The sequence below is a fragment of the Pantoea sp. NPDC088449 genome, from assembly GCF_044753225.1.
GTDB classification, from domain to species: Bacteria; Pseudomonadota; Gammaproteobacteria; order Enterobacterales; family Enterobacteriaceae; genus Pantoea; species Pantoea floridensis.
Map to the genome: position 1 here is coordinate 596,489 of NZ_JBIVMT010000003.1, position 23,277 is coordinate 619,765.

The window sequence follows — 23,277 nt, forward strand, 5'->3', positions numbered from 1 at the left end:
GATTATCGTTTCAGGCGATTAAAGCACAACCGCTGAATGAGAGATTAGTGTGATTTTTAGGCAATTCCAGTGAAAACAAGAAGGGTCTCAGGCGCTTATCCGGGATTTTTCAGAAATGTCTGGCTCGAAAGCGACGCTACCGCTAGGCTTAAATTATTGTTTAAAAAAATTTACCAATAAAAAAGCCGGACCATGTCCGGCTTGATTTTTACCGCTAAAAATTTGCCTTAGGAACCAAAAAGATTCTTATGCAGTGCGCGTACCACCTCTTCTGCATCTGGCGTTGGCACCAGGAAGCACAGGTTGTAGCTGCTGGCACCGTAGCAAATCATGCGTAAATTAAACGGCTCCAGAGCGCCGAAGACCTCTTTGCCCACGCCACAGGCTTTCGATAGGTTATTGCCGATGATCGCCACCAGCGCCAGATTCTCTTCCACTTCCACACGACACAGCGAAGAGAGTTCAGTCAGCAGCGCCTGCGTCAGCAAGCTGTCACCGGTGGTGGTGGAGCCGGTGCTATCCAGCGTTAGCGCCACGCTCACTTCGGAGGTAGTAACCAGATCGACAGAGATGCTGTGGCGCGCCAGGATGTTGAACACTTCGGCGAGGAAGCCGTGGGCATGCAGCATATTCAGGCTATGCAGCGTCACCAGCGTTTGCTTACGACGCAGCGCCAGTGCCCGGAACAGCGGTGGATTTTTGGTTTCGTTGCACACGCGCGTACCGCCGGCGGCCGGATCTTTGCTCGAACCGACAAACACCGGGATATCGCTGCGCACTGCTGGCAGCAGCGTGGCAGGATGCAGCACTTTGGCGCCAAAAATCGCCATTTCAGCGGCTTCTTCGAAGGTAATTTCTTCGATACGTTTTGCCGTTGGCACCACGCGAGGATCGGTGGTGTAGATGCCCGCAACGTCAGTCCAGATATCGATACGCGCCGCCTGCAGCGCTTCGCCTAACAGCGCGGCGGTGTAGTCGCTACCGCCACGGCCCAGCGTGGTGGTACGGCCTTTAATTTCGCTGCCGATAAAGCCTTGTGTCACCACCAGCGCTTCAGCAATACGTGGCTGCAGCTGCGCCGCCGCCAGCTCTTTCACCGTAGCCACTTCCGGTTCCGCGCGGCCAAAACGGTCGCTGGTGCGCATCACTTTACGCACGTCGAACCATTCGCTGTTTACCTGACGCTCGCGCAGGATCTCCACGAACAGCAGCGTCGACATCAGCTCACCGTGGCTGACCAGCTCATCGGTCAGCGCGTGCGAAGTCGCCAGCGACGTGGCCTCAGATAGCATGGTGATATTTTCCAGCATGCGATCGATTTCGTCGCGAATCACATCCGGTGACTGCAGGCGATCGATGATGGCGTACTGAATACGGCGGATTTCATCCAGCAGGTATGCACGCTGCGCTTGTTCCTGGCCTTCAGCAAGAGAAACCAGCAGGTTGGTGACGCCAGCGGAAGCAGAGAGCACCACTAAGCAAGTATTGGCATTTGACAGCACGACATCCGCGCTGCGGTTCATAGCATCAAAATCGGCAACGCTGGTGCCGCCAAATTTAGCCACGATCAGATGTTGAGACATGTAACGAACCCCGTGTCAGGTTATCTTTCTTCCGTTTTTGGGGCGGAAGACATAGTAGCAGCCTAGGCACAAGAGAAGAGCAGAATTGGGCAGACAAGATCAGAAGACAAGTCACCCAGAAGCGCTTCACCTTGCGAAGCGTCCGACTGTGGACGATTCTGGTGACAACCCAGAGGATTCAGCCCCTGCAGCCGACAGTGCAACACCCCGCGTGTTGCCCCACCTCGGCGTCACACCCCCTGATGTGTTATCTGCGGATACGGATCCTCAAACACACTGCCTGGGCGACGCGCCTCTTCTGGCTTACACCCGGAGGTGTAAGTAGCGCGCATAAAGTACTGATTAATTGTTCTGCTGTCCATACCCTTCATACGTCAAGTTTCAGGTGCGTTGGCTGCGTCTTTTCATCTCAGTCACTTACTTCAGTAAGCTCTTGAGATGAATACACTTGCCGCCTTCCTGAAACTCGAATTATTTTGGCTAGGCTTATTTCAGGTTGAAGATTTGCTCACCTTTACACTGCGGTAAACGCATCGTTGAACAAACGTGATGACTAACACCGACCTAAAGTAGAGTCCGAATGCAACAAACGCGGCTTTTTGCTGATGCGGCACAGGGAAATTTCCTGGCGTTCCGCTGACAATCGCCGCCGGATTTACCTGAAACACTGCGGCCACGGTCACAAATTTTTTCCCTTCGGTGGTAACTGTGGTCATACTCAACCCCGTGCAAGAATGCTAAGGATGCCGGGCCAGCAGGATGCCCCGGATGGAATGACGGTTCTTATTTCAACTAGAGTGTTGCCATGAAAAATATCAATCCGACACAAACCGCAGCCTGGAAAGCGCTGCAGCAGCATTTTGAACAGATGAAATCGGTGCAAATTGCCGACCTGTTTGCGCAAGATGCCGATCGTTTTGCGAAATTCTCTGCCACTTTCGATGACCAGATGCTGGTGGATTTCTCAAAAAACCGCATCACCGAGGAAACCCTCGAAAAATTACAGGCGCTGGCTAAAGAGACCGATCTGGCAGGCGCCATTAAATCGATGTTCTCTGGCGAGAAGATCAACCGCACCGAAGAGCGCGCGGTACTGCACGTAGCGCTGCGTAACCGCAGCAACACGCCGATTGTGGTCGATGGCAAAGACGTGATGCCGGAAGTCAACGCGGTGCTGGCGAAGATGAAAGGCTTCTCGGAGCGCATCATCAGCGGCGAATGGAAAGGCTATACCGGTAAAGCGATCACCGACGTGGTTAACATTGGTATCGGTGGTTCCGACCTCGGTCCCTTCATGGTGACCGAAGCGCTGCGTCCGTACAAAAATCACCTCAACATGCACTTTGTTTCCAACGTCGATGGCACACACATCGCCGAAACGTTGAAAGATCTCAGCCCGGAAACCACGCTGTTCCTCGTCGCCTCCAAAACCTTCACCACCCAGGAAACCATGACCAACGCCCACAGCGCGCGTGACTGGTTCCTGAAAACCGCAGGCGACCAACAGCACGTGGCGAAGCACTTTGCCGCGCTGTCGACCAATGGCAAAGCGGTCGGTGAGTTCGGTATTGATACCGACAACATGTTCGAATTCTGGGATTGGGTAGGTGGCCGCTATTCACTGTGGTCAGCCATCGGTCTGTCGATCATTCTGTCTATTGGCTTCGAGAACTTCGAGCAGCTGCTGAGCGGCGCGCATGCCATGGACAAACACTTCGCCAACACGCCTGCCGAGCAGAACCTGCCGGTGCTGCTGGCGCTGATTGGTATCTGGTACAACAACTTCTTCGGTGCAGAAACCGAAGCCATTCTGCCGTACGACCAATACATGCACCGCTTTGCTGCCTACTTCCAGCAGGGCAACATGGAGTCCAACGGTAAATACGTCGATCGTGAAGGCAATCCAGTGGATTACCAGACGGGTCCAATCATCTGGGGCGAGCCGGGCACCAACGGTCAGCATGCGTTTTACCAGCTGATTCATCAGGGCACCAAACTGATTCCGTGCGACTTCATTGCCCCGGCGCTGAGCCACAACGTGTTGGCCGATCATCATCCAAAACTGCTATCGAACTTCTTCGCGCAGACCGAAGCGCTGGCGTTTGGTAAGTCGCGTGATGTGGTAGAGAAAGAGTACACCGATGCCGGTAAATCGGCCGAATCCGTGGCGCACATCGTGCCGTTCAAGGTGTTCCAGGGCAACCGTCCAACCAACTCCATCCTGCTGCGTGAAATTACGCCGTTTAGCCTCGGAGCGCTGATCGCGCTATACGAGCACAAGATCTTCACCCAGGGCGCGATTCTCAACATCTTCACCTTTGACCAATGGGGCGTTGAGTTGGGTAAACAGCTGGCAAACCGCATTCTGCCAGAGCTGGAGAATGACGCGAAAATCAGTAGCCACGACAGCTCGACCAATGGCCTGATCAACCGTTACAAATCCTGGCGTTGAGTTCATCGGGGCAACCCCATCGCCAGTAACAAGCCGTTATCGCAGGATGACGGCTTTTTTATTTGCTGAATTAGAACTTTACCGACGCCTGCACGAAGTATGTACGCGGTTCACCCACATACTTGCCGTAGTTGTTATCGGTGGATCGGGTGAAGTAGCGCTGGTCAAACAGGTTTTTCACCCCGGCCCCCAGCGTCAGATTTGACCACGCTGGACCGAAGTCATACTCGCCGCGCGCGTTCCACACCATCCAGCCCGGAATATCACCATACTGACCATCAGGCGTCTCTTCGGTAATGTATCCATTGCCGGCGTCCGCAGAACCCGGCGAACGCTGGCCAGACTGGGCGAAACCGTCTAAGTTCCATACCCAATTTCCGGTCTGATAACGGGAACCCACGGTAAATACCTGGCGCGAGTAAAACGGCAGATCTTTACCGGCAAACTCCCCTTTCTGCGCCGTGGCTTTGGTGTACGTGTAGGTGGTGTAGAGGCTCATCCCTTCCAGCGCGGGTGCCCACTCGCTCAAATCGTAGTTCAGCGCCAGCTCAATCCCTTCATGCCGCGTGGCACCCAGCGTGGTCCAGCCAATGGTATTGTTGATGTACTGCAGCTGGTTGTTGAAATCGATGTAGAACGCCGTCAGCTCAGCTTTCACCACGGTATCGTCGTAACGCGTTCCCACTTCATAGGTATAGGCTTTTTCCGGCTCAAGACCGGGTGCAGGCTGGCCGCCACTGCCACCGCGCGTCAGCTGGAAGTATTGCAGGCTACCAAAGGAGGTATTGGCGTTGGCGAACAGTTTCCATGAATCACTCAGGTGATACATCACATTCAGCGACGGCAGAGGTTCGCTGTATGACTTGTTGCGGTCAATATTGGCAAAACCATCTGAGACGTGAGTTTTGATATTTTCGTAACGCACACCCGGCGTGATTGTCCAGTTGCCGACGTTTACCGCGTCATCGATATATACCGCATGAGCTTCAGAACCGCCTGACGAATGCTGGTAATAATTTTCTTTAGCATCCGGCGCAGAAAAGGTGGTGTCCGGATCGTACCACCCTGAGCGATAGCCCTTTTCATCAGAGGTTTCATTCAGATAGCGGTAACCTACCGTGACTTCATGCGCCATATCCCAGATGCGGAACATCCGGGAATAACTCGGCTCTACCGCCCAGGTCGTATAATGGCGCGGTGCGGCAGCCAGGCGACTTTTACCCAGATTCACACCGGTGCCAATGCCGCTTTGAATATCACTGGTACGGAAACTTTTGGTGAAGTAAGTCAGCACTTCAAGCTGGCTATCCTCTTCCTGATGGCGATATTTGAATGACATATCCTGACGGCGGCCTTCAAATTGATCGTAGCGACGCACCGACTGGAACGGATTGGCTTTGTACTGGGCTGCCGTTAAACCACCCGGCATCCCCGCTGACGCGTTGTAGTAGTGGAAGTTGGCAGTTAGCTGATCTTTATCCGTGAAGTCATAGCGAGTCTTCAGCATGAAATCATCGATATCGGTATTGTCATTGTTGGCGCGATAGCCCTGGCCGTGCAGTCCGGAGTAGAGCAACTCCGCGCCGAAACCGTTATCGGCGGTACCGCCGATGGAAGCACTGGTAAGCGTTTTCAATCCGCCATGTTCTGCGCCTTCGGTCTGCGTGCTAACGCCGCCGCCGAAGGTTTTCGGGATCTCTTTGGAGACGAAGTTAATCACCCCGCCCACGTTTTGCGGCCCGTAGCGTACCGCGGTGCCACCGCGAATCACGTCAATCGACTGAATATTGCCCATCGACAGAGGCGCCATCGACAGCTGCGGTTGGCCGTACGGTGCAACGGCCAGAGGCACGCCATCCATCATAATGGTGGAGCGCGGAGAGAGGCGTGAGGTCAAACCACGTACGCCGACGTTCAGCGACACGTCACTGCCGCCCGTACCGTTGTTTTCCTGGACCTGCACGCCGGGAATGCCGCGCAGAGCTTCGGAAACCGTTTCAGCCCCTTTCTCTTTCACCTGCTGACTAGAAACAATGGTTCGCGCGCCGGGATGGTCAAGCACCACGCTGTCTGGATCAGCATTGTCGAGCCAGTTGCCCACCACGGTTAAGTTGTCGGTACGATCGGCGGTTGTAGAAGTTGATGTTTCTGCAGCATAGGTGGGTAATGCGAAGGCGATAGCGCTCGCAAGCAGCGAATAGTGATAACCCTTTAACATTTATTAAATCAATCCCCAATAAGACAACAGTTTTTGTTTTAAAAAAGAAACAAGAATATGAATAATAACCATTATCAATTATAAAGTAAGGCAAGTTGATGCGTAAACGCCCTTTTGTTTATGCGGCACGCTTTTTATGGCTGTAACCTTGATATGAAAGGGTTAACAGCCCAGTTTCCGTTCCACTTTTTACAGGTTGATTGACCATGCGATTCCCCCTCATTCGCGCGCTGCTGGCGAGCCTGCTGCTTACTGCTGCAGCATGCGTCGCGGCCGATCCCATTACTGTCACAGACATTGCCGGCCGCCAGGTGACGCTAGCGCATCCGGCGCAGCGCGTGATATTGGCTGATGCCCGGGCGCTACAGGCGCTGCAAATCGTGCATCCTGACGATCCCTTCAAAAATTTGATTGCCTGGGATAACACGCTTAAAACCAAAGCGCCGGATCTCTATGCGCTCTACCTGCAACGCTTTCCGCAGCTGAGCAAGCTGCCGATGCTGGAGAATGCTTACCTGAGTGATTTCAGCGTTGAACGCACGGTGCAGATGCGTCCTGATCTGATCATTTTTGATTTCGGGGTGCTGGAGAAGCTGAAGCAGAGTCGTGTATTGGATCAGCTGGAGAAGATTGGCGTTCCGGTGGTGTTCATCGATTTTCGCCTGCGCCCATTAAGCAACAGCGTGCCGAGCATTCGCCTGCTGGGCAAAGTGCTGGGCGATGAACAGCATGCGGAAGCCTGGAGTCAGTTTTACCAACAGCGTCTGAGCCTGATCCGCGATCGCACAGCATCCCTCACCGCCCAACAGCGTCCGCTGGTGTTTATTGAGCGTCATGCGGGCATGACCGGCGACGAGTGTTGTTTCACCTATGGCAATGGCAGCTTTGGCGAATTTATTGAAACGGCGGGCGGAAAGAATGTGGGCAGCGATCTGTTCTCGGGCAAAAATGGCACCATCGGCCTTGAGCAGCTGATTACCAGCCAACCGGGCAAATACCTGATGACCGGCGCAGACTGGAGCGATAACTATAAACAGAGTATCGGCGTGCCGCTCGGTTATACCGCTGACCTTAAGCTCGCTCAGCAACGCCTTGATCATTTGCTGAATCGCAACGGTCTCAACGTGCTGAAGGCGGTGAAACAGCGCGATGTGATGGTAATTTATCATCAGTTCTATGACAGTCCGCTCAATATCCTGGCAGTAGAAGCCATGGCGAAATTCCTGCATCCGCAGCTATTCACCGACCTCAACCCTCAGGCAGATCTGGAGACGGTTCATCACGACTTCCTTAAAATGCCTTATTCCGGATTATTTTGGCTAACGGCGACGCCTTGATATTTCCTGCCACATCAGATCCACAGATAGATTAATTCATCCCTGCTTGTTGGGATGAATTTCACCGCAGCAAAGCCATGACCCCGGCAATATTCCCTTCACTATGACGTTTAACTCCCTAATACCGCTGACAACGCCGTTATTTACCCATCACGTCACAGTTAGATTATTCTTAAAGTGACCTAAGGATAATCGGATCTTTTCAAGATAATTCCGAATGGCGCTCACTAAAAAATGGATCTATTTACCGAGAATTTAAATCTATCCGTATGATTGATTTATGATTTTTATTTATCCTGCTTCAGGAAAATCTGATTATTCCTATTCCGTACCAATAGTTAATGCAAAAGTGAAAAATCCTGCCTCACTTCGCACAACCCATTAATTATTCCACGCCTGCAAAAAAGTGCATTTAAAAAAAGCATCTAACGCCAATTCGCCGTATTTATCACCAGAAACATCACTGTTTGTTACCCTCTTTTACTCAGACTGAACTCTGGTAATTTGTTGCCCTATACTGAACGCGCCCGAAATCTGGGTACATCCTACATTCATTCATTTATATAAATGCAGGAAACGTTGTTATGAAAAAACTGATGGTTGCCGGTGCAGCCTTACTTTACGTTGCCGTCTCTTCCTCTGCGATTGCCGCACCGGAAGAAGCTGGTGCTGCAGCGGGCGCGCAGGCGGGAGCAATCTCTGCCGGTGCGTCCACCGCTGTGGGTATCGGCGCGCTCGGTGCGTTAGTGGGCCTCGGCATTGCTGCTTCTGGCGGCGGTGACGGCGCAAATACCGGTACAACAACAACCACCACAACGAGCACCACTCGTTGATGTAGCACCTTTAAACATAACCACACAGTCGTGTGGTTATTTTTTGTTTGGCTTATTTAGACAGGGATACACAGTGCGCCGACTCTCTTTGCTACTACTTTGCCTGTTATTGCAGGCCTGCACGCAAACGCAAAAAGGCCTCGAACAAACCGTAATGCTGGCCGTAAAGGGGCCGGATGATGTCACGGTCACTGACGAACAGGTCAATAACCTGCCCTACGCCAGCCTTTATGCCCGCATTAATGATGGCCCACGTATCTTCGTGGTGCTGGGTTACAACGAAAACGGTCAGCAGAAATGGGTGACTCAGGATAAAGCCATGCTGGTGATGCAGCATGGTCGTTTGGTGAAAACCCTGGGATTACCGAGCAACCTTACGGATGTCAGTAATCTGGCGCAGGATCCGCTTGCCGATGCGCTGCACCTGCAAAACGGTGCTGACTGGACGCGCGTGGTGCAGTGGCGCGAACAGGAAAAAGTCCGTGCCGCAACGGCCACCTCCACCTTCCAGCGCGGTGACGATACCGTTCTGGACATAGCCGGTGAGCGCGTGCCCTGCCGCGTCTGGCATGAAACCGTGCGCATGGAAAGCCTGGGCGCGGAGTGGCAGAACACCTTCTGGATCGATAACCGCGATGGCACGGTGCTGCAGGCCAATCAGATGCTGGCCGCCGACGCCTTCCCTGTTGAAACCACTATTCTGAAGCCGGCGAAATCATGAAAAAAATAACTCCAATGCTGGCAGCGTTGATGCTGCTAACGGCTGGCCATGCGCTGGCCGCGGCTCACGTCACCGTGCACGATGTGCAGGGTAAAAACGCACTGCAAATCGATGATGCGCAAGACCTCTCTCAATTACTGACAAATCCTGCACTGCGCAGTTGGTGGCCGGGTACGGTGATTGCCGAACGCGGCGCAACCGCCGTGGCTCAACAACAGCAGCAACAGCTGCTGGTCGATCTGCGCGCCTGGCAAGCCGACAGCGGTGAGTCGCTGGCCGCCACTATTGGCGCAGTCATCCGCCAGCTCAATGACGTAAAAGTCACTGGCCGCCAGTTCACTTCGCTCGATCCCGATGAAGTGCGCCTGCGTCCGCAGGCTAACCGCACGCTGCAGGGCAGCTATGACCTTTACACGCTGGCGCAGCCCACGCAGGTGCTGGTGCTCGGTGCGCTGAGCAATCCCGGTAAAGAGAGCTGGCAGCCCGGCCGTGAGGTGCGTGATTATCTCGACGGTCACGAACGCCTGTCCGGCGCGGAGCGCAGTTTTGCCACGGTGATTGCGCCGTCCGGCAGTAAGCAGCAAGTGCCTATCGCTTACTGGAATCATCGCCACGTTGAAGTGGAGCCCGGCACTATTATCTGGCTCGGTTTCACCTCATGGAGCCTGCCCTGGGGCCAAAGCGATTTGAATACGCGCATGCTTTCCGTTCTGACTCACCGGATACCAGACTGATGAAAAAAAAATTACTTCTCAGCCTGTTGGCTGCTTCCGTTGCCGCTGCCTGCCAGGTGCATGCGGAAACCTGGCCTGAACCGGTCGGTCCTTCGCAATCGGATTTCGGCGGCGTGGGCCTGATGCAAACGCCAACGGCGCGTATGGCGAAAGAGGGTGAATTTAGCGTTAACTTCCGCGATAACGATCAATATCGTTACTATTCGGCCTCACTGCAGCTGTTCCCGTGGCTGGAAACCACCGTGCGTTATACCGACGTGCGGACGCGTCGCTACAGTGCGGTAGAGGGTTTCAGCGGTAACCAAAGCTATAAAGACAAAGCCTTCGATGTGAAGCTCCGGCTGTGGCAGGAGAGCTACTGGCTGCCCGAAGTGGCGGTTGGCTCGCGCGATTTAGGCGGCACCGGCCTGTTCGACAGTGAATATCTGGTCGCCAGCAAAGCGTGGGGCCCGTTTGATTTCACCTTAGGCCTGGGCTGGGGCTATCTCGGCAACAGCGGCACCATCAAAAATCCGTTCTGTTCCTACAGCGACAGTTTCTGTAGCCGCACTGGCGGTGGCGAAGCGGGTTCGATTAACGGTTCGCAGATGTTCCATGGCCCGTCGGCGCTGTTCGGCGGCGTGGAGTATCAGACGCCGTGGCAGCCGCTGCGCCTCAAAGTGGAATACGAAGGCAACAACTATCAGGATGATTTTGCTGGCCGTCTGGATCAGCGCAGCAAGGTTAACGTCGGCGCGATTTATCGCATCACCGATTGGGCCGACATCAACGCCAGCTACGAGCGCGGCAACACCTTTATGTTCGGCTTTACCCTGCGCACCAACTTCAACGATCTGCATCAGTCGCACATTGATAGCGAGAAACCGGCCTACAACCCGCAGCCGCAGGGCGACCTGCTGCAACCAACGGTGGTGGCGAATCAGCTGACGGATCTGAAGTACAACGCCGGACTGAACGGCCCGCATATTCAGACCAAAGGCAGCACGCTGTACGTTTCCGGCGAACAAACCAAATATCGCGACACGCGCGAAGGCGTCGATCGCGCCAATCGCATCATCATGAACAACCTGCCAGCCGGTATCGATACCATCGATGTCACCGAGTCGCGCTTCAATATGCCGCAGGTCAGCACGCGCACCAACGTCGCCAGCCTGCACAATGAGCTGGCCGGTTATCCGCTGGGACACGAGCAGCCGCTGCAGCAGACGCGTGATAATCCGGTCGATCCCGGCACCACTGAGCAAGGCTTCTTTATCCGCAAAGAGCGCCTGAACTACAGTTTGTCGCCGGTGCTGAATCAGTCGGTGGGCGGACCGGAAAGCTTCTATATGTATCAGGTTGGCGTGATGGCCAACGCCGATTACTGGCTCACCGATCACCTGCTGGTGGGCGGCAGCCTGTTCGGCAACGTCGCGAATAACTACAACAAATTTAACTACAACGGCGCACCTGCGGATTCCACGCTGCCGCGCGTGCGCACCCACATTCGCGATTACGTTGAGAACAACGTTTACGTCAACGATCTGCAAGCCAACTACATGCATTCGCTCGGCAATGGTTTCTATGGTCAGGTTTACGGCGGTTATCTGGAAACCATGTACGGCGGCGTCGGTGGCGAAGTGTTGTATCGTCCGATTGATAGCAACTGGGCATTCGGGGTTGATGCCAACTACGTGAAGCAGCGTGATTGGGACAACATGATGCAGTTCACCGATTACAAAGCGCCAACCGGACACTTCACCACCTACTGGCGTCCGTGGTTTATGCAGGATGTCTTGGTGAAAGCCAGCGTCGGGCAATATCTGGCAAAAGATAAAGGTGTGACGCTGGATGTGTCGAAGCGCTTCGACAGCGGCGTGATGGTTGGCTTCTACGCCACCAAAACCAACGTGTCGGCAGAAGCGTATGGTGAAGGCGACTTTACCAAAGGCTTCTACATTTCGGTGCCGATGGATCTGTTTACCGTGACGCCAACCCGTGGCCGTGCACAGGTGAATTGGGTACCGCTGACGCGCGATGGCGGCCAGATGCTGGGCCGTAAGTACCAGCTGTATGATTTGACGTCAGATCGCGATGCGCGGTTTAACTGATTGATTATTTTCATTAATTGTAGGGTCGGCATTTATGCCGACCTTTTTTATTACGCGCCCCGTTCACGGTCGCCATCAATGGCGACCCTACGAAGGGCCGCCATTGATGGCGACCTCCTAAATGAATTAATCCGCGTCATAACCCAGATTCGGCGCCAGCCAGCGCTCAACCTCGCTCACGCTCATCCCTTTACGCGCCGCGTAATCTTCCACCTGGTCGCGTTGAATCTGCGCCACGGCGAAATATTTACTGTCAGGATGGCTGAAGTACCAGCCGGAAACCGCCGCACCGGGCCACATGGCGAAGGATTCGGTGAGTTTCATGCCGGTATTGGCTTCCACCTCCAGCAGCTGCCAAATGGGCGCTTTTTCGGTATGTTCCGGACAAGCGGGATAACCCGGCGCGGGACGAATGCCCTGATAATTCTCGCGAATCAGCTCTTCGTTGCTGAGATTCTCATGGGCGGCAAAGCCCCAAATCACCTTGCGCACCCGCTCGTGCAGATACTCGGCAAAGGCTTCTGCCAGACGATCCGACACCGCTTTCACCATGATTTTGTTGTAATCATCGTGCTGCTTGTCATACGCCTCGGCCAGCGCATCCTCTTCTATGCCTGCGGTAACGGCAAACGCGCCGAGATAATCGGCTTTACCGCTGGATTTCGGCGCCACGAAGTCGGCCAGACAATAGTTAGCAAAGTCGGTTTTCTCCGTCTGCTGACGCAGATGGTGGCTCACGCACAGCACCTCATCACGGTTCTCATTGCGATAGATCTCAATATCATCGCCGACGCGGTTAGCCGGGAAGATGCCGACCACGCCGCGTGGATTGAGCGTGCCGCTGGCGCTCAGCATATCGAGCATGGCATTCGCATCGGCATACAACCGTTTGGCCTCTTCACCCACCACCTCATCTTCCAGAATGCGCGGATATTTCCCCGCCAGCGACCAGGTCATAAAGAACGGCGTCCAGTCGATGTAATTACGCAGCGTTTCGATGCTGGCTTGCACCGTGCTCACACCGAGGCGATGCGGCACCGGCGGCGTGTAGCTTTCCCAATCGATGGAATAATCATTATCGCGCGCGGTTTGCAGACTCACCGGCGGCGTGCGCGGCTTTTTACGTCCGTGCTGAATGCGCACCGTGTCGTACTCTTTGCGCGTGCGCGCCACGAAATCCTCTTTCAGCGTGTCGGAGAGCAGCGATGACACCACGCCCACGGTGCGCGAGGCGTTTTGCACATACACCGTCGGGCCGCTGTAGTTCTGCTCAATCTTCACCGCGGTATGCGCTTTCGAGGTGGTTGCGCCGCCAATCAGCAGCGGGATGGTGAATCCCTGGCGCTCCATCTCTTTCGCCACGTTGACCATTTCATCCAGCGACGGCGTAATCAGGCCGGAAAGCCCGATAATATCGGCGTTCTCAGCAATCGCAGTTTTGAGGATTTTGTCACTCGGCACCATTACGCCGAGGTCGATAATTTCGTAGTTATTACACTGCAGTACGACGCCGACGATGTTTTTGCCGATGTCGTGCACGTCGCCCTTCACCGTCGCCAGTACGATCTTGCCGTTGCTGCGTCCGGCCTCTTTGCTGGCCTGAATATAGGGTTCGAGATAGGCCACTGCTTGCTTCATTACGCGCGCCGATTTCACCACCTGCGGCAGAAACATTTTGCCCTCGCCGAACAGGTCGCCGACCACGTTCATGCCGGACATCAGCGGTCCTTCAATCACCTGAATCGGGCGTTCGGATGCCTGACGCGCCTCCTCGGTATCCAGCTCGATAAACTCGGTGATGCCTTTCACCAGCGAGTATTCCAGACGTTTTACCACGTCCCAGCTGCGCCATTCGGCCTGCTGTTTCTCCTGCTCACCGTCGCCTTTATTGCCGCGATACTTCTCCGCCAGCTCCAGCAGGCGCTCGGTACCCTCATCTCGGCGGTTGAGGATCACGTCTTCCACCGCATCGCGTAGTTCGGCTGGCAGATCGTCATAAATCGCCAGCTGCCCGGCGTTGACGATGCCCATGTCCATGCCATTGCGGATGGCGTAATAGAGGAACACCGCGTGGATCGCTTCACGCACCGGTTCGTTACCGCGGAACGAGAACGATACGTTGGAGACGCCGCCGGAGATCATCGCGTGTGGCAGCTCGCGCTTAATATCTTCACAGGCGCCAATAAAGTCCATCGCGTAGTTGTTGTGCTCTTCAATACCGGTGGCAACGGCAAAAATATTCGGATCGAAAATGATGTCTTCTGGCGGGAAACCGACCTCTTCGGTGAGGATCTTGTAGGCGCGGCGACAGATTTCGATTTTGCGCGCGCGCGTATCCGCCTGGCCGATTTCATCAAACGCCATCACCACCATCGCCGCGCCGTAGCGACGCACTTTGCGTGCGTGCTCAATGAAAGGTTCAACGCCCTCTTTCATCGAGATGGAGTTAACGATGCCTTTGCCCTGAATGCACTGCAGGCCTTTCTCGATCACCTCCCATTTTGAGGAGTCGATCATGATCGGCACGCGCGCGATATCCGGCTCACCGGCGATCAGGTTGAGGAAGCGCACCATGGCCGCTTCCGCATCCAGCATGCCTTCATCCATGTTGATATCAATGATTTGCGCACCGTTCTCCACCTGCTGGCGCGCCACATCCAGTGCTTCGTTATATTTCTCTTCTTTGATCAGCCGCTTGAACTTAGCCGAGCCGGTGACGTTGGTACGTTCGCCAACGTTGACGAACAGTGAATCGGCGTGAATGTTGAGCGGTTCCAGCCCGGCTAAGCGGCAAGCCACCGGAATCTCCGGCAGCCGGCGCGGCGCAACGCCTTCTACTGCTGCCGCCATCGCCGCGATGTGCTCCGGCGTGGTGCCACAGCAGCCGCCGATAATGTTGAGGAATCCGGCGCGTGCCCACTCACCAATCTGCTCAGCCATGATGGCGGCATCAAGATCGTATTCACCAAAGGCATTGGGCAAACCGGCATTCGGGTGCGCGGTGACGTAACCTTCGGCTATGCGCGACAACTCTGCGACATATTGACGCAGTTCGTCCGGGCCGAGTGCACAGTTAAGGCCAAATGACAGCGGCTCGGCGTGGCGCAGCGAGTTATAGAAACCTTCGGTAGTTTGGCCGGAGAGCGTACGACCGGAGGCATCGGTGATGGTGCCGGAGATCATCAGCGGCAGCTTCACGCCCATCGCTTCCATTTCGGCCTGCACCGCATAGATGGCCGCTTTGGCATTCAGCGTATCGAACACCGTTTCGATCATGATGAGATCGGAACCGCCGGCAATCAGCGCATGAGTCGATTCACGATAGGCATCCACCAGCTGATTAAAGGTGACGTTACGATAGGCGGGATCGTTAACATCCGGCGAGATAGAACAGGTGCGGTTGGTCGGGCCCAATACGCCCGCCACGTAGCGCGGGCGATGCGGCGTTTTCGCCGTCCATGCATCCGCGCAGGCTCGCGCCAGTTTAGCGGCTTCGAAGTTGATCTCCGCCGACAGCGCTTCCATCGCATAGTCCGCCATCGCAATGGTGGTGGAGTTAAAGGTGTTGGTTTCCAGAATATCCGCGCCCGCAGCGAGGTACGCATCATGAATTTCGCGGATCACCTGCGGTTTGGTGAGCACCAACAAATCGTTGTTGCCCTTCAAATCGGATGGCCAGTCGGCAAAGCGGCTGCCACGAAAATCCTGCTCGCTCAGTTTATAACTCTGGATCATGGTGCCCATGCCACCGTCCAGAATCATGATGCGTTGCGCCAGCTGCTGCTGCAGCATGTCTGTTTTATTGCTCACTCTTGCCCCGTCCACGTCATTGCGTTGGCAACAATGCCAGCCAGACATACTGGCATATCTTTAAGGTGAGCAAAAGTCAGGTCAGATGAGACATTTTCAGCCATGATGCCTAACAGATCCGACCAGAAAGCGAACGTTTGCATTCGTACCATTAAAAACGAAAATGGTTTCCATAATTGATGCGATTGTGGAGAAGTCATGGCAACCCCTGCGCCCGTGAAACGCGGCAAGAAACCTCGTGCTACAACCACCACCACCACCAGCGCGCCTGTTGGCGGGCAGGTTCAGTCACTGACACGCGGCCTGCGCCTGCTGGAGCTGATTGCCGAATCCCACGGCAGCGTAGCGCTCACGGAGCTGGCACAGCAGGCTGGCTTACCGAATTCGACCACGCATCGCCTGCTCACCACCATGCAGCAACAAGGTTTTGTCCATCAGGTAGGCGACTTAGGGTTATGGACCATCGCTTCACATGCCTTTGTGGTCGGCAGCAGCTTTCTGCAGAGCCGCAATCTGCTGGCGATTGTGCATCCGGTATTACGCAAGCTGATGGAAGATGCCGGTGAGACGGTGAATCTGGCGGTGCTGGATCTTAGTGATTATCAGGCGGTGATTATCGATCAGGTGCAGTGCACGCAGCTAATGCGTATGTCGGCGCCGATCGGCGGCAAGCTGCCGATGCATGCATCCGGTGCCGGTAAAGCCTTTTTGGCGCATCTGAGTGATGAGCAAGTCACGTCGCTGCTGCACCAAAAAGGATTGCATCACTACACGCCGAAGACGCTGATGTCGCCGCACAGCCTGAAAGAAAATCTGGCGCTGATTCGCAAAATGGGCTTTTCGCATGATGATGAGGAGCACGCGCTGGGTCTGCGCTGTGTCGCCGCGCCGATTTATGACGAGCACGGCGAACCGTTCGCCGCGATTTCCATTTCCGGCCCGATTGCGCGTATGACCGACGACCGCATTACCGAACTGGGTGCGCTGGTAATTCGCGCCGCCAAACAGGTGACGCAAACCTATTCTGGCCGCTAAGCGGCCACCGAAGCATAGCGCGCGCTGAAACGCTGGCTGGCGCGCCAGGCAATCACCTCTTCAATATGCCCTGCGCGGATGCGCGCTTGCAGCGCACGCCACCAGTTGGGATCAAACAGCTGGGGATGCAGCGCCAGCAGCAATTTACCGGTCGCCGGTTCGCTGCACAGCGCATAGCGGAAGGTTTCCGGGAACACATCATCCGGGCCAACGCTATACCAGGGCTCGGCCTGTAGCTCATCCTCTTCATAACGTGCCTGCGGCACATCGCGGAATACCAGTTCGCTCATCGGACGGATTTCGTCGTAGTCGTAAAACACCACGCGACCATGGCGCGTCATACCAAAGTTTTTGAACAGCATGTCGCCGGGGAAAATATTCGCCGCCGCCAGCTGGCGAATCGCATCGCCGTACTCGCCAATCGCGTGCTGCCGCTGCTCCGGCGTGGCCTGCGCCAGCCACAAATTGAGCGGCTCCATGCGCCGTTCCAGCCATAAATGGCGGATGATTACCACGTCGTCGCGCACTTCCAGCTTTTCAGGAATATCGCGTTCAAACTCCGCCATCAGCTCGGCGGGAATACGCGCGCGCGGTAACGCAAAGTGTTCGAACTCCTGCGTATCCGCCATGCGTCCGACGCGATCGTGCTCTTTAACCATGCGGTAGCAGTCGCGCACCTGCGCATCGGTAACCTCTTTTTGTGGCGCGAAGCGGTCTTTGATCACTTTGAACACCCGATCAAAACCGGGAAGCGTGAACACCATCATCACCATGCCGCGAATGCCGGGCGCGATGGTGAAATCCTCTTGGCTGTGTGCCAGATAGTGCAGATATTCACGATAACATTCGGTTTTCCCGTGCTTCTGACAGCCAATCGCCATGTAGCGCTCAGCGACGGTTTTGCCTGGCAGAATCGGCTGTAGCCACGCCACCAGCGCTGCCGGCACCGGCGCGTACACCATGAAGTAAGCGCGCGCGAAGCCAAACACGATGCTGGCATCATCGCTATCCGTGAGACAGGTATCGATCCACAAGCGTCCAGCAGCATCACGCTGGATCGGCAGCAAGCAGGGCACCATGCCATCACTCAGCTGCAGCCGCGCCACAATCCACGCGGTTTTGTTGCGGTAAAACAGCTCGCAGGCGACATCCAGCGTTGCCGTTGCCAACTGCGCGGCGCCAAACTGTTCATGCAGATGACGGACAATCCAGCCGATATCACGCGTCTGATCCTGCCACGTCAGGCGCAGCGGCATGTCATTTAACACCTGACGCAGCGTCTCCTGCCAATTTTGCTGCGGGCGATAGAGGCGCGACAGCGGGCGCTGCGCAACCGGAGCCGGCGCGTAAGGCTGCGACGGGAAGATAAATAGGCGTTCGGGCGAGAGGTGTCTGTGTCCCTGCAATCGACAATAGACCGAGTTAAAAAAGCTTTCGGCAATTTCATGGCGCGGATAGCCAGGCAACAGGGTTTCGTAATGGCTTTTAACGCGCAGCCAAAAGGCTTCATCCCATTCCGAGGTGTCATTGAGAATGCGCAGCTGATGGGTAACCAGGCCAACGTGGTGATCGTAGAGATGGATACGCGCTTTCATTGCCTGCTGCACCGCGAGCCAGTCGGCCTGCTCGAAGCGCTGCTGTGCGCCGGCAGTGATATCCAGAAAGCGACCATACTGCGCATCAAAACCTTGCAGGATGGTGTGGGCGATCAGCGATTCTCTCGGTGTCATCGGCAACGCTCCAGGAAAACGGTCGCCATTAATGGCGACCCTACAATGGCAGTATCGGTGTGGGTTTAGAACTGCGAGGCTTCAGTGGAACCGGTTAGTGCGGTTACCGAGGATTGCCCGCCCTGAATCACATTGGTGATGCGATCGAAATAGCCGGTGCCGACTTCCTGCTGATGTGACGAGAAGGTATAGCCTTTATCGCGTGCCGCAAACTCCGGCTGCTGCACTTTTTCCACGTAATGCCGCATACCTTCGCCCTGCGCATAGGCGTGGGCGAGGTCAAACATGTTGAACCACATGCTGTGAATGCCAGCCAGCGTGATGAACTGGAAGCGATAGCCCATGTCGCTCAATGCCTGCTGGAAACGCGCGATGGTGCGATCGTCGAGATTTTTCTTCCAGTTAAACGACGGCGAGCAGTTATAGGCCAGCAGCTTGCCGGGATACTGCGCGTGAATCGCATCGGCAAAGCGCTGTGCCAGCTCAAGATCGGGCGTTGAGGTTTCGCACCACAGCACATCGGCATACGGCGCATAGGAGAGCCCGCGACTGATCGCCTGTTCAATGCCGGCGTGCGTGCGGAAAAAGCCTTCGGCGGTGCGCTCGCCGGTGATGAACGCCGCATCGCGCGGGTCGCAGTCGGAGGTAATCAGATCGGCCGCATCGGCATCGGTGCGCGCGATCAATACTGTCGGCACGTTCATTACATCCGCCGCCAGACGCGCCGCCACCAGCTTTTGGATGGCTTCCTGCGTCGGCACTAGCACTTTACCGCCCATGTGCCCGCACTTCTTCACCGCCGCCAGCTGATCTTCAAAATGTACCGCACCGGCACCGGCCTGAATCATCGATTTCATCAACTCGAACGCGTTGAGTACGCCGCCAAATCCCGCTTCTGCATCGGCCACAATCGGCAGGAAGTAATCAATAAAATCGCTATCTTCTGGCGATACGCCGCTGGCCCATTGAATCTGATCGGCACGCTGGAAACTTTGATTGATGCGCTCCACCACATTGGGCACCGAATTCACCGGATACAGCGACTGATCGGGATACATCTGTCCAGCAAGGTTGGCATCGGCTGCCACCTGCCAGCCGGAGAGGTAAATCGCCTCAATACCGGCTTTCGCCTGCTGCACCGCCTGGCCACCGGTCAACGCGCCGAGGCTGTTGATATAACCTTTGCTGGATTCGCCGTTGAGCAGCGACCACAGTTTTGTCGCGCCGCGCTCTGCCAGCGTGCAGGCCGGATTGACCGAACCGCGCAGGTTGATGACATCTTCCGCACTGTATGGTCGTGTGATCCCTTCCCAGCGCGCCTCGTTCCAGCTCGATTCCAGTTGTTTGATCTGTTGCGTACGATTCATAGCCATATCTCCAGGTTCAGGGCAGCAGGCGATAGCCCGGCAGAGTGAGGAAAGAAATCAGTTCATCATCGGTAGTGATGTTTGCCATCAACGCAGCAGCATCCTCGAAACGTCCGTTGCTAAAACGTTCGGTGCCAAGGGTGTGCTGCAGCGCGGCTAACTCTTCATCCAGCAGCCGTTCGAACAGCGCGACTGTTACCGGCTGGCCATCGCTGAGAATTTGTTTGTGATGAATCCATTGCCAGATAGAGGTGCGCGCAATTTCTGCAGTGGCGGCATCTTCCATCAAGCCATCAATCGGTACGCAGCCGTTGCCGCTGATCCAGGCTTCAAGATATTGCAGCGCCACGCGGATGTTAGCGCGCATGCCCGCTTCCGTACGTTTACCGCGACACGGCGCCAGCAGACGTTCGGCGGTGATCGGCGCATCTTGTGCACGCGTGATATGCAGTTGATTAGGTTGGTGGCCCAACCGCCGATCAAACGCCTCCATCGCGATATCAGCCAGGCCGGGATGGGCGACCCATGTACCATCGTGGCCGTTGCCCGCTTCGCGCGTTTTATCCTCCTGTACTTTTTGCGTCACCCATAAATTGCGCTCTGCATCTTTGCTCGGAATCAGCGCCGACATGCCGCCCATTGCCAGCGCGCCGCGGCGATGGCAGGTTTTGATCAGCAGGCGGGAATAGGCATCAAGGAACGGCTGGTCCATGCTGATTTGCTGACGATCCGGCAGGATACGATCGGGATGTTGGCCCAATGTTTTGATGTAGCTGAAGATATAATCCCAGCGACCGCAGTTCAGGCCGACCGCGTGATCGCGCAGTTCCCATAGGATCTCATCCATCTGGAATACCGCGGGCAACGTTTCGATCAACACCGTGGCTTTGATCGTTCCGCGCGGTAGATCAAAGCGATCTTCACTAAAGCGGAAGATCTCACGCCACCATGCTACTTCAGCCGCATGCTCGGTTTTCGGCAAATAAAACCACGGTGCGTGGCCCTTCTCCAGCAACGCTTCAACGTTGTGGAAAAAGTAGAGCGCAAAGTCGAACAATCCCCCCGGAATGGCCCGATCGCGCCACTCTACATGCTTTTCATCCAGATGCAGGCCACGCACGCGGCACATCAGCAGTGCCGGGTTGGCTCGCAGTTGATAGATCTTACCGGCCTCGCTGGTGAAGCTCAGCGAGCCATTAACCGCATCGCGCAGCGTGAGCTGTCCTTCCACCAATTTTTGCCACGTCGGTGCCAGTGAATCTTCAAAGTCAGCCATGAAGACTTTGACGTTCGCATTGAGCGCGTTGATCACCATTTTGCGATCCGGCGGACCGGTGATCTCTACGCGGCGATCCTGCAGCAGCTGGGGAATGGGACGAACTTGCCACTCATTTTCACGAATGGAAGCGGTTTCCGCATCGAATCCAGGTAACTCACCTTGATCATAGCGCTGCTGACGTTGCCGGCGTGCTTTCAGCAGTCGTTCGCGTTCCGGTGCAAAACGCACCACCAGTGAATGAATGAAGTCGATGGCTTCCGGGGTAAGCAGCTGCTTTTCCGCGTGGGTAAAGGGCTGGCTAAAGGTTAGCGTATTGCTGATAACCGAGTCTGTCATGCGGGCTGCCTCCTGAGTTGATCTATCGTCTGGCGATCGGATCCGGATGTAGGGTGTTTTTTAACCTGCAAGATCAGAGCATAATGGTTTTAATTTTATTTTCAAAAACTATTTCCATTATTATTACAAATTACATACATCAATATGATATTTATGTAATTTAATCTCTCGAATTAAAGGCAATGATTTCCACTAAAGAATGAAAGCAAAAAAAAGCCGCAACAGTTTGCGGCTGTCACGGCAGGATCAAACGAGGGGGAGACTTATTCGAGTGTTGGATTCATATGTCGCAGATCGAACGGTGTAATCTGATAAACGTAGTAGTTGAGCCAATTCGAGAACAGCAGATTGCCATGGCTACGCCAGGTCGCTCGCGGCGGCAATTCTGGATTGTTTTGTGGGAAGTAGTTAAACGGCACCTCCGGCTGCAGACCCGCATCGTAATCGCGATGATATTCGCCTGATAGCGTCAAAGCGTCGTACTCAGGATGGCCGGTGACAAAGGCTAAACGCTTATCTTTACTCGCCATCAAATACGCGCCCGTTGCCTCCGACTCGGCAAACAGTTCGAGATCGGTGTAATCACGAATTAGCTGGCTAGGGAAATCGGCATAGCGTGAATGTGGCGCGAGGAAGTTATCGTCAAAGCCACGGGTTAGCAGCGCGTGTGGATGCAGGATTTGGTGCTCGTAGACGCCTGACAATTTGTTTTGCCGCGTCTGCTTAGGAATGCCATACAAAATGTTCAGCGCTGCCTGTACCGCCCAACAGACAAACAGTGTGGATGTGACGTGCTCGTTGGCCCAGTGCAGCACGCGCTGAATCTGCGGCCAGTAGGCCACATCATTAAAATCAACCAATCCCAGCGGCGCACCCGTGACAATCAACCCATCAAAGTTATCGTTTTGAATATCTTCAAAGTTGCAGTAAAAGTTGTTCAGATGCTCGGTTGGTGTGTTGCGCGACTCACGGCTATCAATGCGCAGCAGCTGTACGTCAATCTGTAGCGGCGAGTTTGAGAGCAGGCGCAGGAACTGATTTTCCGTTTCGATCTTCTTAGGCATTAGGTTGAGGATCAGCACTTTTAGCGGACGGATCTCCTGAACACTGGCGCGCGACGACGTCATGACAAAGACGTTTTCATCACGCAAAAAATTCACTGCCGGTAATTCGTCGGGAATCCTGATTGGCATAGCCTGCTCACCTCTTACTTACAACCGTATAAACGTTTAGACATCCAGATGCCCGACATTAGCCTGATATGTCGTAAATGTCGAGTCTTCATGCGGTTTATGAAAATGTTTCAGCTTTAGGTGGAATTTGAAATCAGGCGTGGGAGATCGACGAATTTGTCATAGGTTATTGATGATGTTGAAGCAGTTGATAACTGATATAGGCACTTTATTGCATAAAATAAAAGTACAGCGCTACATTTCTTAAGACGTAAAAAAGCCCTGAACGTTAGTTCAGGGCTTCTTCACTTATTTAATGCCTGGCAGTTCCCTACTCTCGCATGGGGAGACCCCACACTACCATCGGCGCTACGGCGTTTCACTTCTGAGTTCGGCATGGGGTCAGGTGGGACCACCGCGCTAAAGCCGCCAGGCAAATTCTGTTTCGTTCACGAAGCCCTGTCAGGCACCGCAAACCAATCCATAAACAAGCTGAAAATCTCTGGTCTCTCTCACCAAAACGCCTCTGGCGTTGTAAGGTTAAGCCTCACGGGTCATTAGTACCGGTTAGCTCAACGCA

16 protein-coding genes, 1 rRNA gene and 1 riboswitch are annotated in these 23,277 nt (G+C 54.8%); of the genes, 7 read left to right on the top strand and 10 right to left on the bottom strand.

Annotated elements, in window-relative coordinates:
- Positions 1–227 precede the first annotated feature (227 nt).
- Together lysC and ACIP6T_RS17230 are read right to left on the bottom strand one after the other, a co-directional pair.
- Positions 228–1,583: a lysine-sensitive aspartokinase 3 gene (gene lysC / locus ACIP6T_RS17225; RefSeq protein ID WP_400458184.1), complete on the bottom strand. Its 1,356-nt coding sequence runs from the start codon at positions 1,581–1,583 to the stop codon at positions 228–230.
- A 111-nt stretch (positions 1,584–1,694) separates the two neighbouring features.
- Positions 1,695–1,889: riboswitch (Lysine riboswitch) on the bottom strand.
- Positions 1,890–2,074: 185 nt separating this feature from the next.
- Positions 2,075–2,299: a hypothetical protein gene (locus ACIP6T_RS17230; RefSeq protein ID WP_400458185.1), complete on the bottom strand. Its 225-nt coding sequence runs from the start codon at positions 2,297–2,299 to the stop codon at positions 2,075–2,077.
- Between the two features lie 89 nt (positions 2,300–2,388).
- Here ACIP6T_RS17230 and pgi point away from each other — a divergent pair, with 89 nt between their 5' ends.
- Positions 2,389–4,035 carry a glucose-6-phosphate isomerase gene (gene pgi, locus ACIP6T_RS17235; protein ID WP_097095279.1) on the top strand — a complete coding sequence of 549 codons (1,647 nt, stop codon included), beginning with the start codon at positions 2,389–2,391 and terminating at the stop codon, positions 4,033–4,035.
- Positions 4,036–4,105: 70 nt separating this feature from the next.
- Here pgi and ACIP6T_RS17240 read toward each other — a convergent pair whose 3' ends face one another.
- Entirely contained in the window at positions 4,106–6,253 is a 2,148-nt protein-coding gene (locus tag ACIP6T_RS17240; RefSeq protein ID WP_400458186.1) for a TonB-dependent receptor family protein, read from the bottom strand.
- Between the two features lie 206 nt (positions 6,254–6,459).
- On the opposite strand from ACIP6T_RS17240, the gene ACIP6T_RS17245 reads away from it, so the two are divergent.
- From ACIP6T_RS17245 to ACIP6T_RS17265, 5 genes are all read left to right on the top strand, one after another.
- Positions 6,460–7,590: an ABC transporter substrate-binding protein gene (locus tag ACIP6T_RS17245; RefSeq protein WP_400458187.1), complete on the top strand. Its 1,131-nt coding sequence runs from the start codon at positions 6,460–6,462 to the stop codon at positions 7,588–7,590.
- 584 nt (positions 7,591–8,174) lie between these two features.
- Entirely contained in the window at positions 8,175–8,423 is a 249-nt protein-coding gene (gene yjbE, locus ACIP6T_RS17250) for an exopolysaccharide production protein YjbE (RefSeq protein WP_097095282.1), read from the top strand.
- A gap of 73 nt (positions 8,424–8,496) precedes the next feature.
- The gene (locus tag ACIP6T_RS17255) at positions 8,497–9,144 is read left to right on the top strand and encodes a YjbF family lipoprotein (protein WP_400458188.1); all 648 of its coding nucleotides are present in this window, start codon (positions 8,497–8,499) and stop codon (positions 9,142–9,144) included.
- On the top strand, positions 9,141–9,878 hold the full coding sequence (locus tag ACIP6T_RS17260) for a capsule biosynthesis GfcC D2 domain-containing protein (protein WP_400458189.1): 738 nt from the start codon (positions 9,141–9,143) through the stop codon (positions 9,876–9,878). Before ACIP6T_RS17255 ends, ACIP6T_RS17260 begins: the two co-directional genes overlap by 4 nt.
- Positions 9,878–11,968, top strand: coding sequence for a YjbH domain-containing protein (locus ACIP6T_RS17265; protein ID WP_400458190.1), 2,091 nt, complete (start codon positions 9,878–9,880; stop codon positions 11,966–11,968). Before ACIP6T_RS17260 ends, ACIP6T_RS17265 begins: the two co-directional genes overlap by 1 nt.
- Positions 11,969–12,094: 126 nt before the next feature.
- Here the strand turns inward: ACIP6T_RS17265 and metH are convergent, their stop codons facing one another.
- Both metH and ACIP6T_RS17275 read right to left on the bottom strand, forming a co-directional pair.
- The gene (metH, locus tag ACIP6T_RS17270) at positions 12,095–15,760 is read right to left on the bottom strand and encodes a methionine synthase (RefSeq protein ID WP_400458200.1); all 3,666 of its coding nucleotides are present in this window, start codon (positions 15,758–15,760) and stop codon (positions 12,095–12,097) included.
- Positions 15,761–15,774: 14 nt separating this feature from the next.
- Complete coding sequence (locus ACIP6T_RS17275) at positions 15,775–15,978, bottom strand: hypothetical protein (protein ID WP_345827454.1); 204 nt, start codon at positions 15,976–15,978, stop codon at positions 15,775–15,777.
- Here ACIP6T_RS17275 and iclR point away from each other — a divergent pair.
- A complete protein-coding gene (iclR, locus tag ACIP6T_RS17280) occupies positions 15,977–16,813 on the top strand; it encodes a glyoxylate bypass operon transcriptional repressor IclR (protein WP_400458191.1) in 837 nt (278 codons plus the stop codon). The genes ACIP6T_RS17275 and iclR overlap by 2 nt on opposite strands.
- Here the strand turns inward: iclR and aceK are convergent.
- The 5 genes from aceK to rrf all read right to left on the bottom strand — a co-directional run bounded on the left by aceK (position 16,810) and on the right by rrf (position 23,131).
- Positions 16,810–18,543: a bifunctional isocitrate dehydrogenase kinase/phosphatase gene (gene aceK / locus ACIP6T_RS17285; RefSeq protein WP_400458192.1), complete on the bottom strand. Its 1,734-nt coding sequence runs from the start codon at positions 18,541–18,543 to the stop codon at positions 16,810–16,812. The genes iclR and aceK overlap by 4 nt on opposite strands.
- A gap of 65 nt (positions 18,544–18,608) precedes the next feature.
- Positions 18,609–19,910: an isocitrate lyase gene (gene aceA / locus ACIP6T_RS17290; RefSeq protein WP_097095290.1), complete on the bottom strand. Its 1,302-nt coding sequence runs from the start codon at positions 19,908–19,910 to the stop codon at positions 18,609–18,611.
- 16 nt (positions 19,911–19,926) lie between these two features.
- Entirely contained in the window at positions 19,927–21,525 is a 1,599-nt protein-coding gene (gene aceB / locus ACIP6T_RS17295; RefSeq protein WP_400458193.1) for a malate synthase A, read from the bottom strand.
- 263 nt (positions 21,526–21,788) lie between these two features.
- Positions 21,789–22,718: a homoserine O-succinyltransferase gene (metA, locus tag ACIP6T_RS17300; protein ID WP_097095292.1), complete on the bottom strand. Its 930-nt coding sequence runs from the start codon at positions 22,716–22,718 to the stop codon at positions 21,789–21,791.
- A 297-nt stretch (positions 22,719–23,015) separates the two neighbouring features.
- A 5S ribosomal RNA gene (gene rrf / locus ACIP6T_RS17305) occupies positions 23,016–23,131 on the bottom strand.
- Positions 23,132–23,277: the final 146 nt, after the last annotated feature.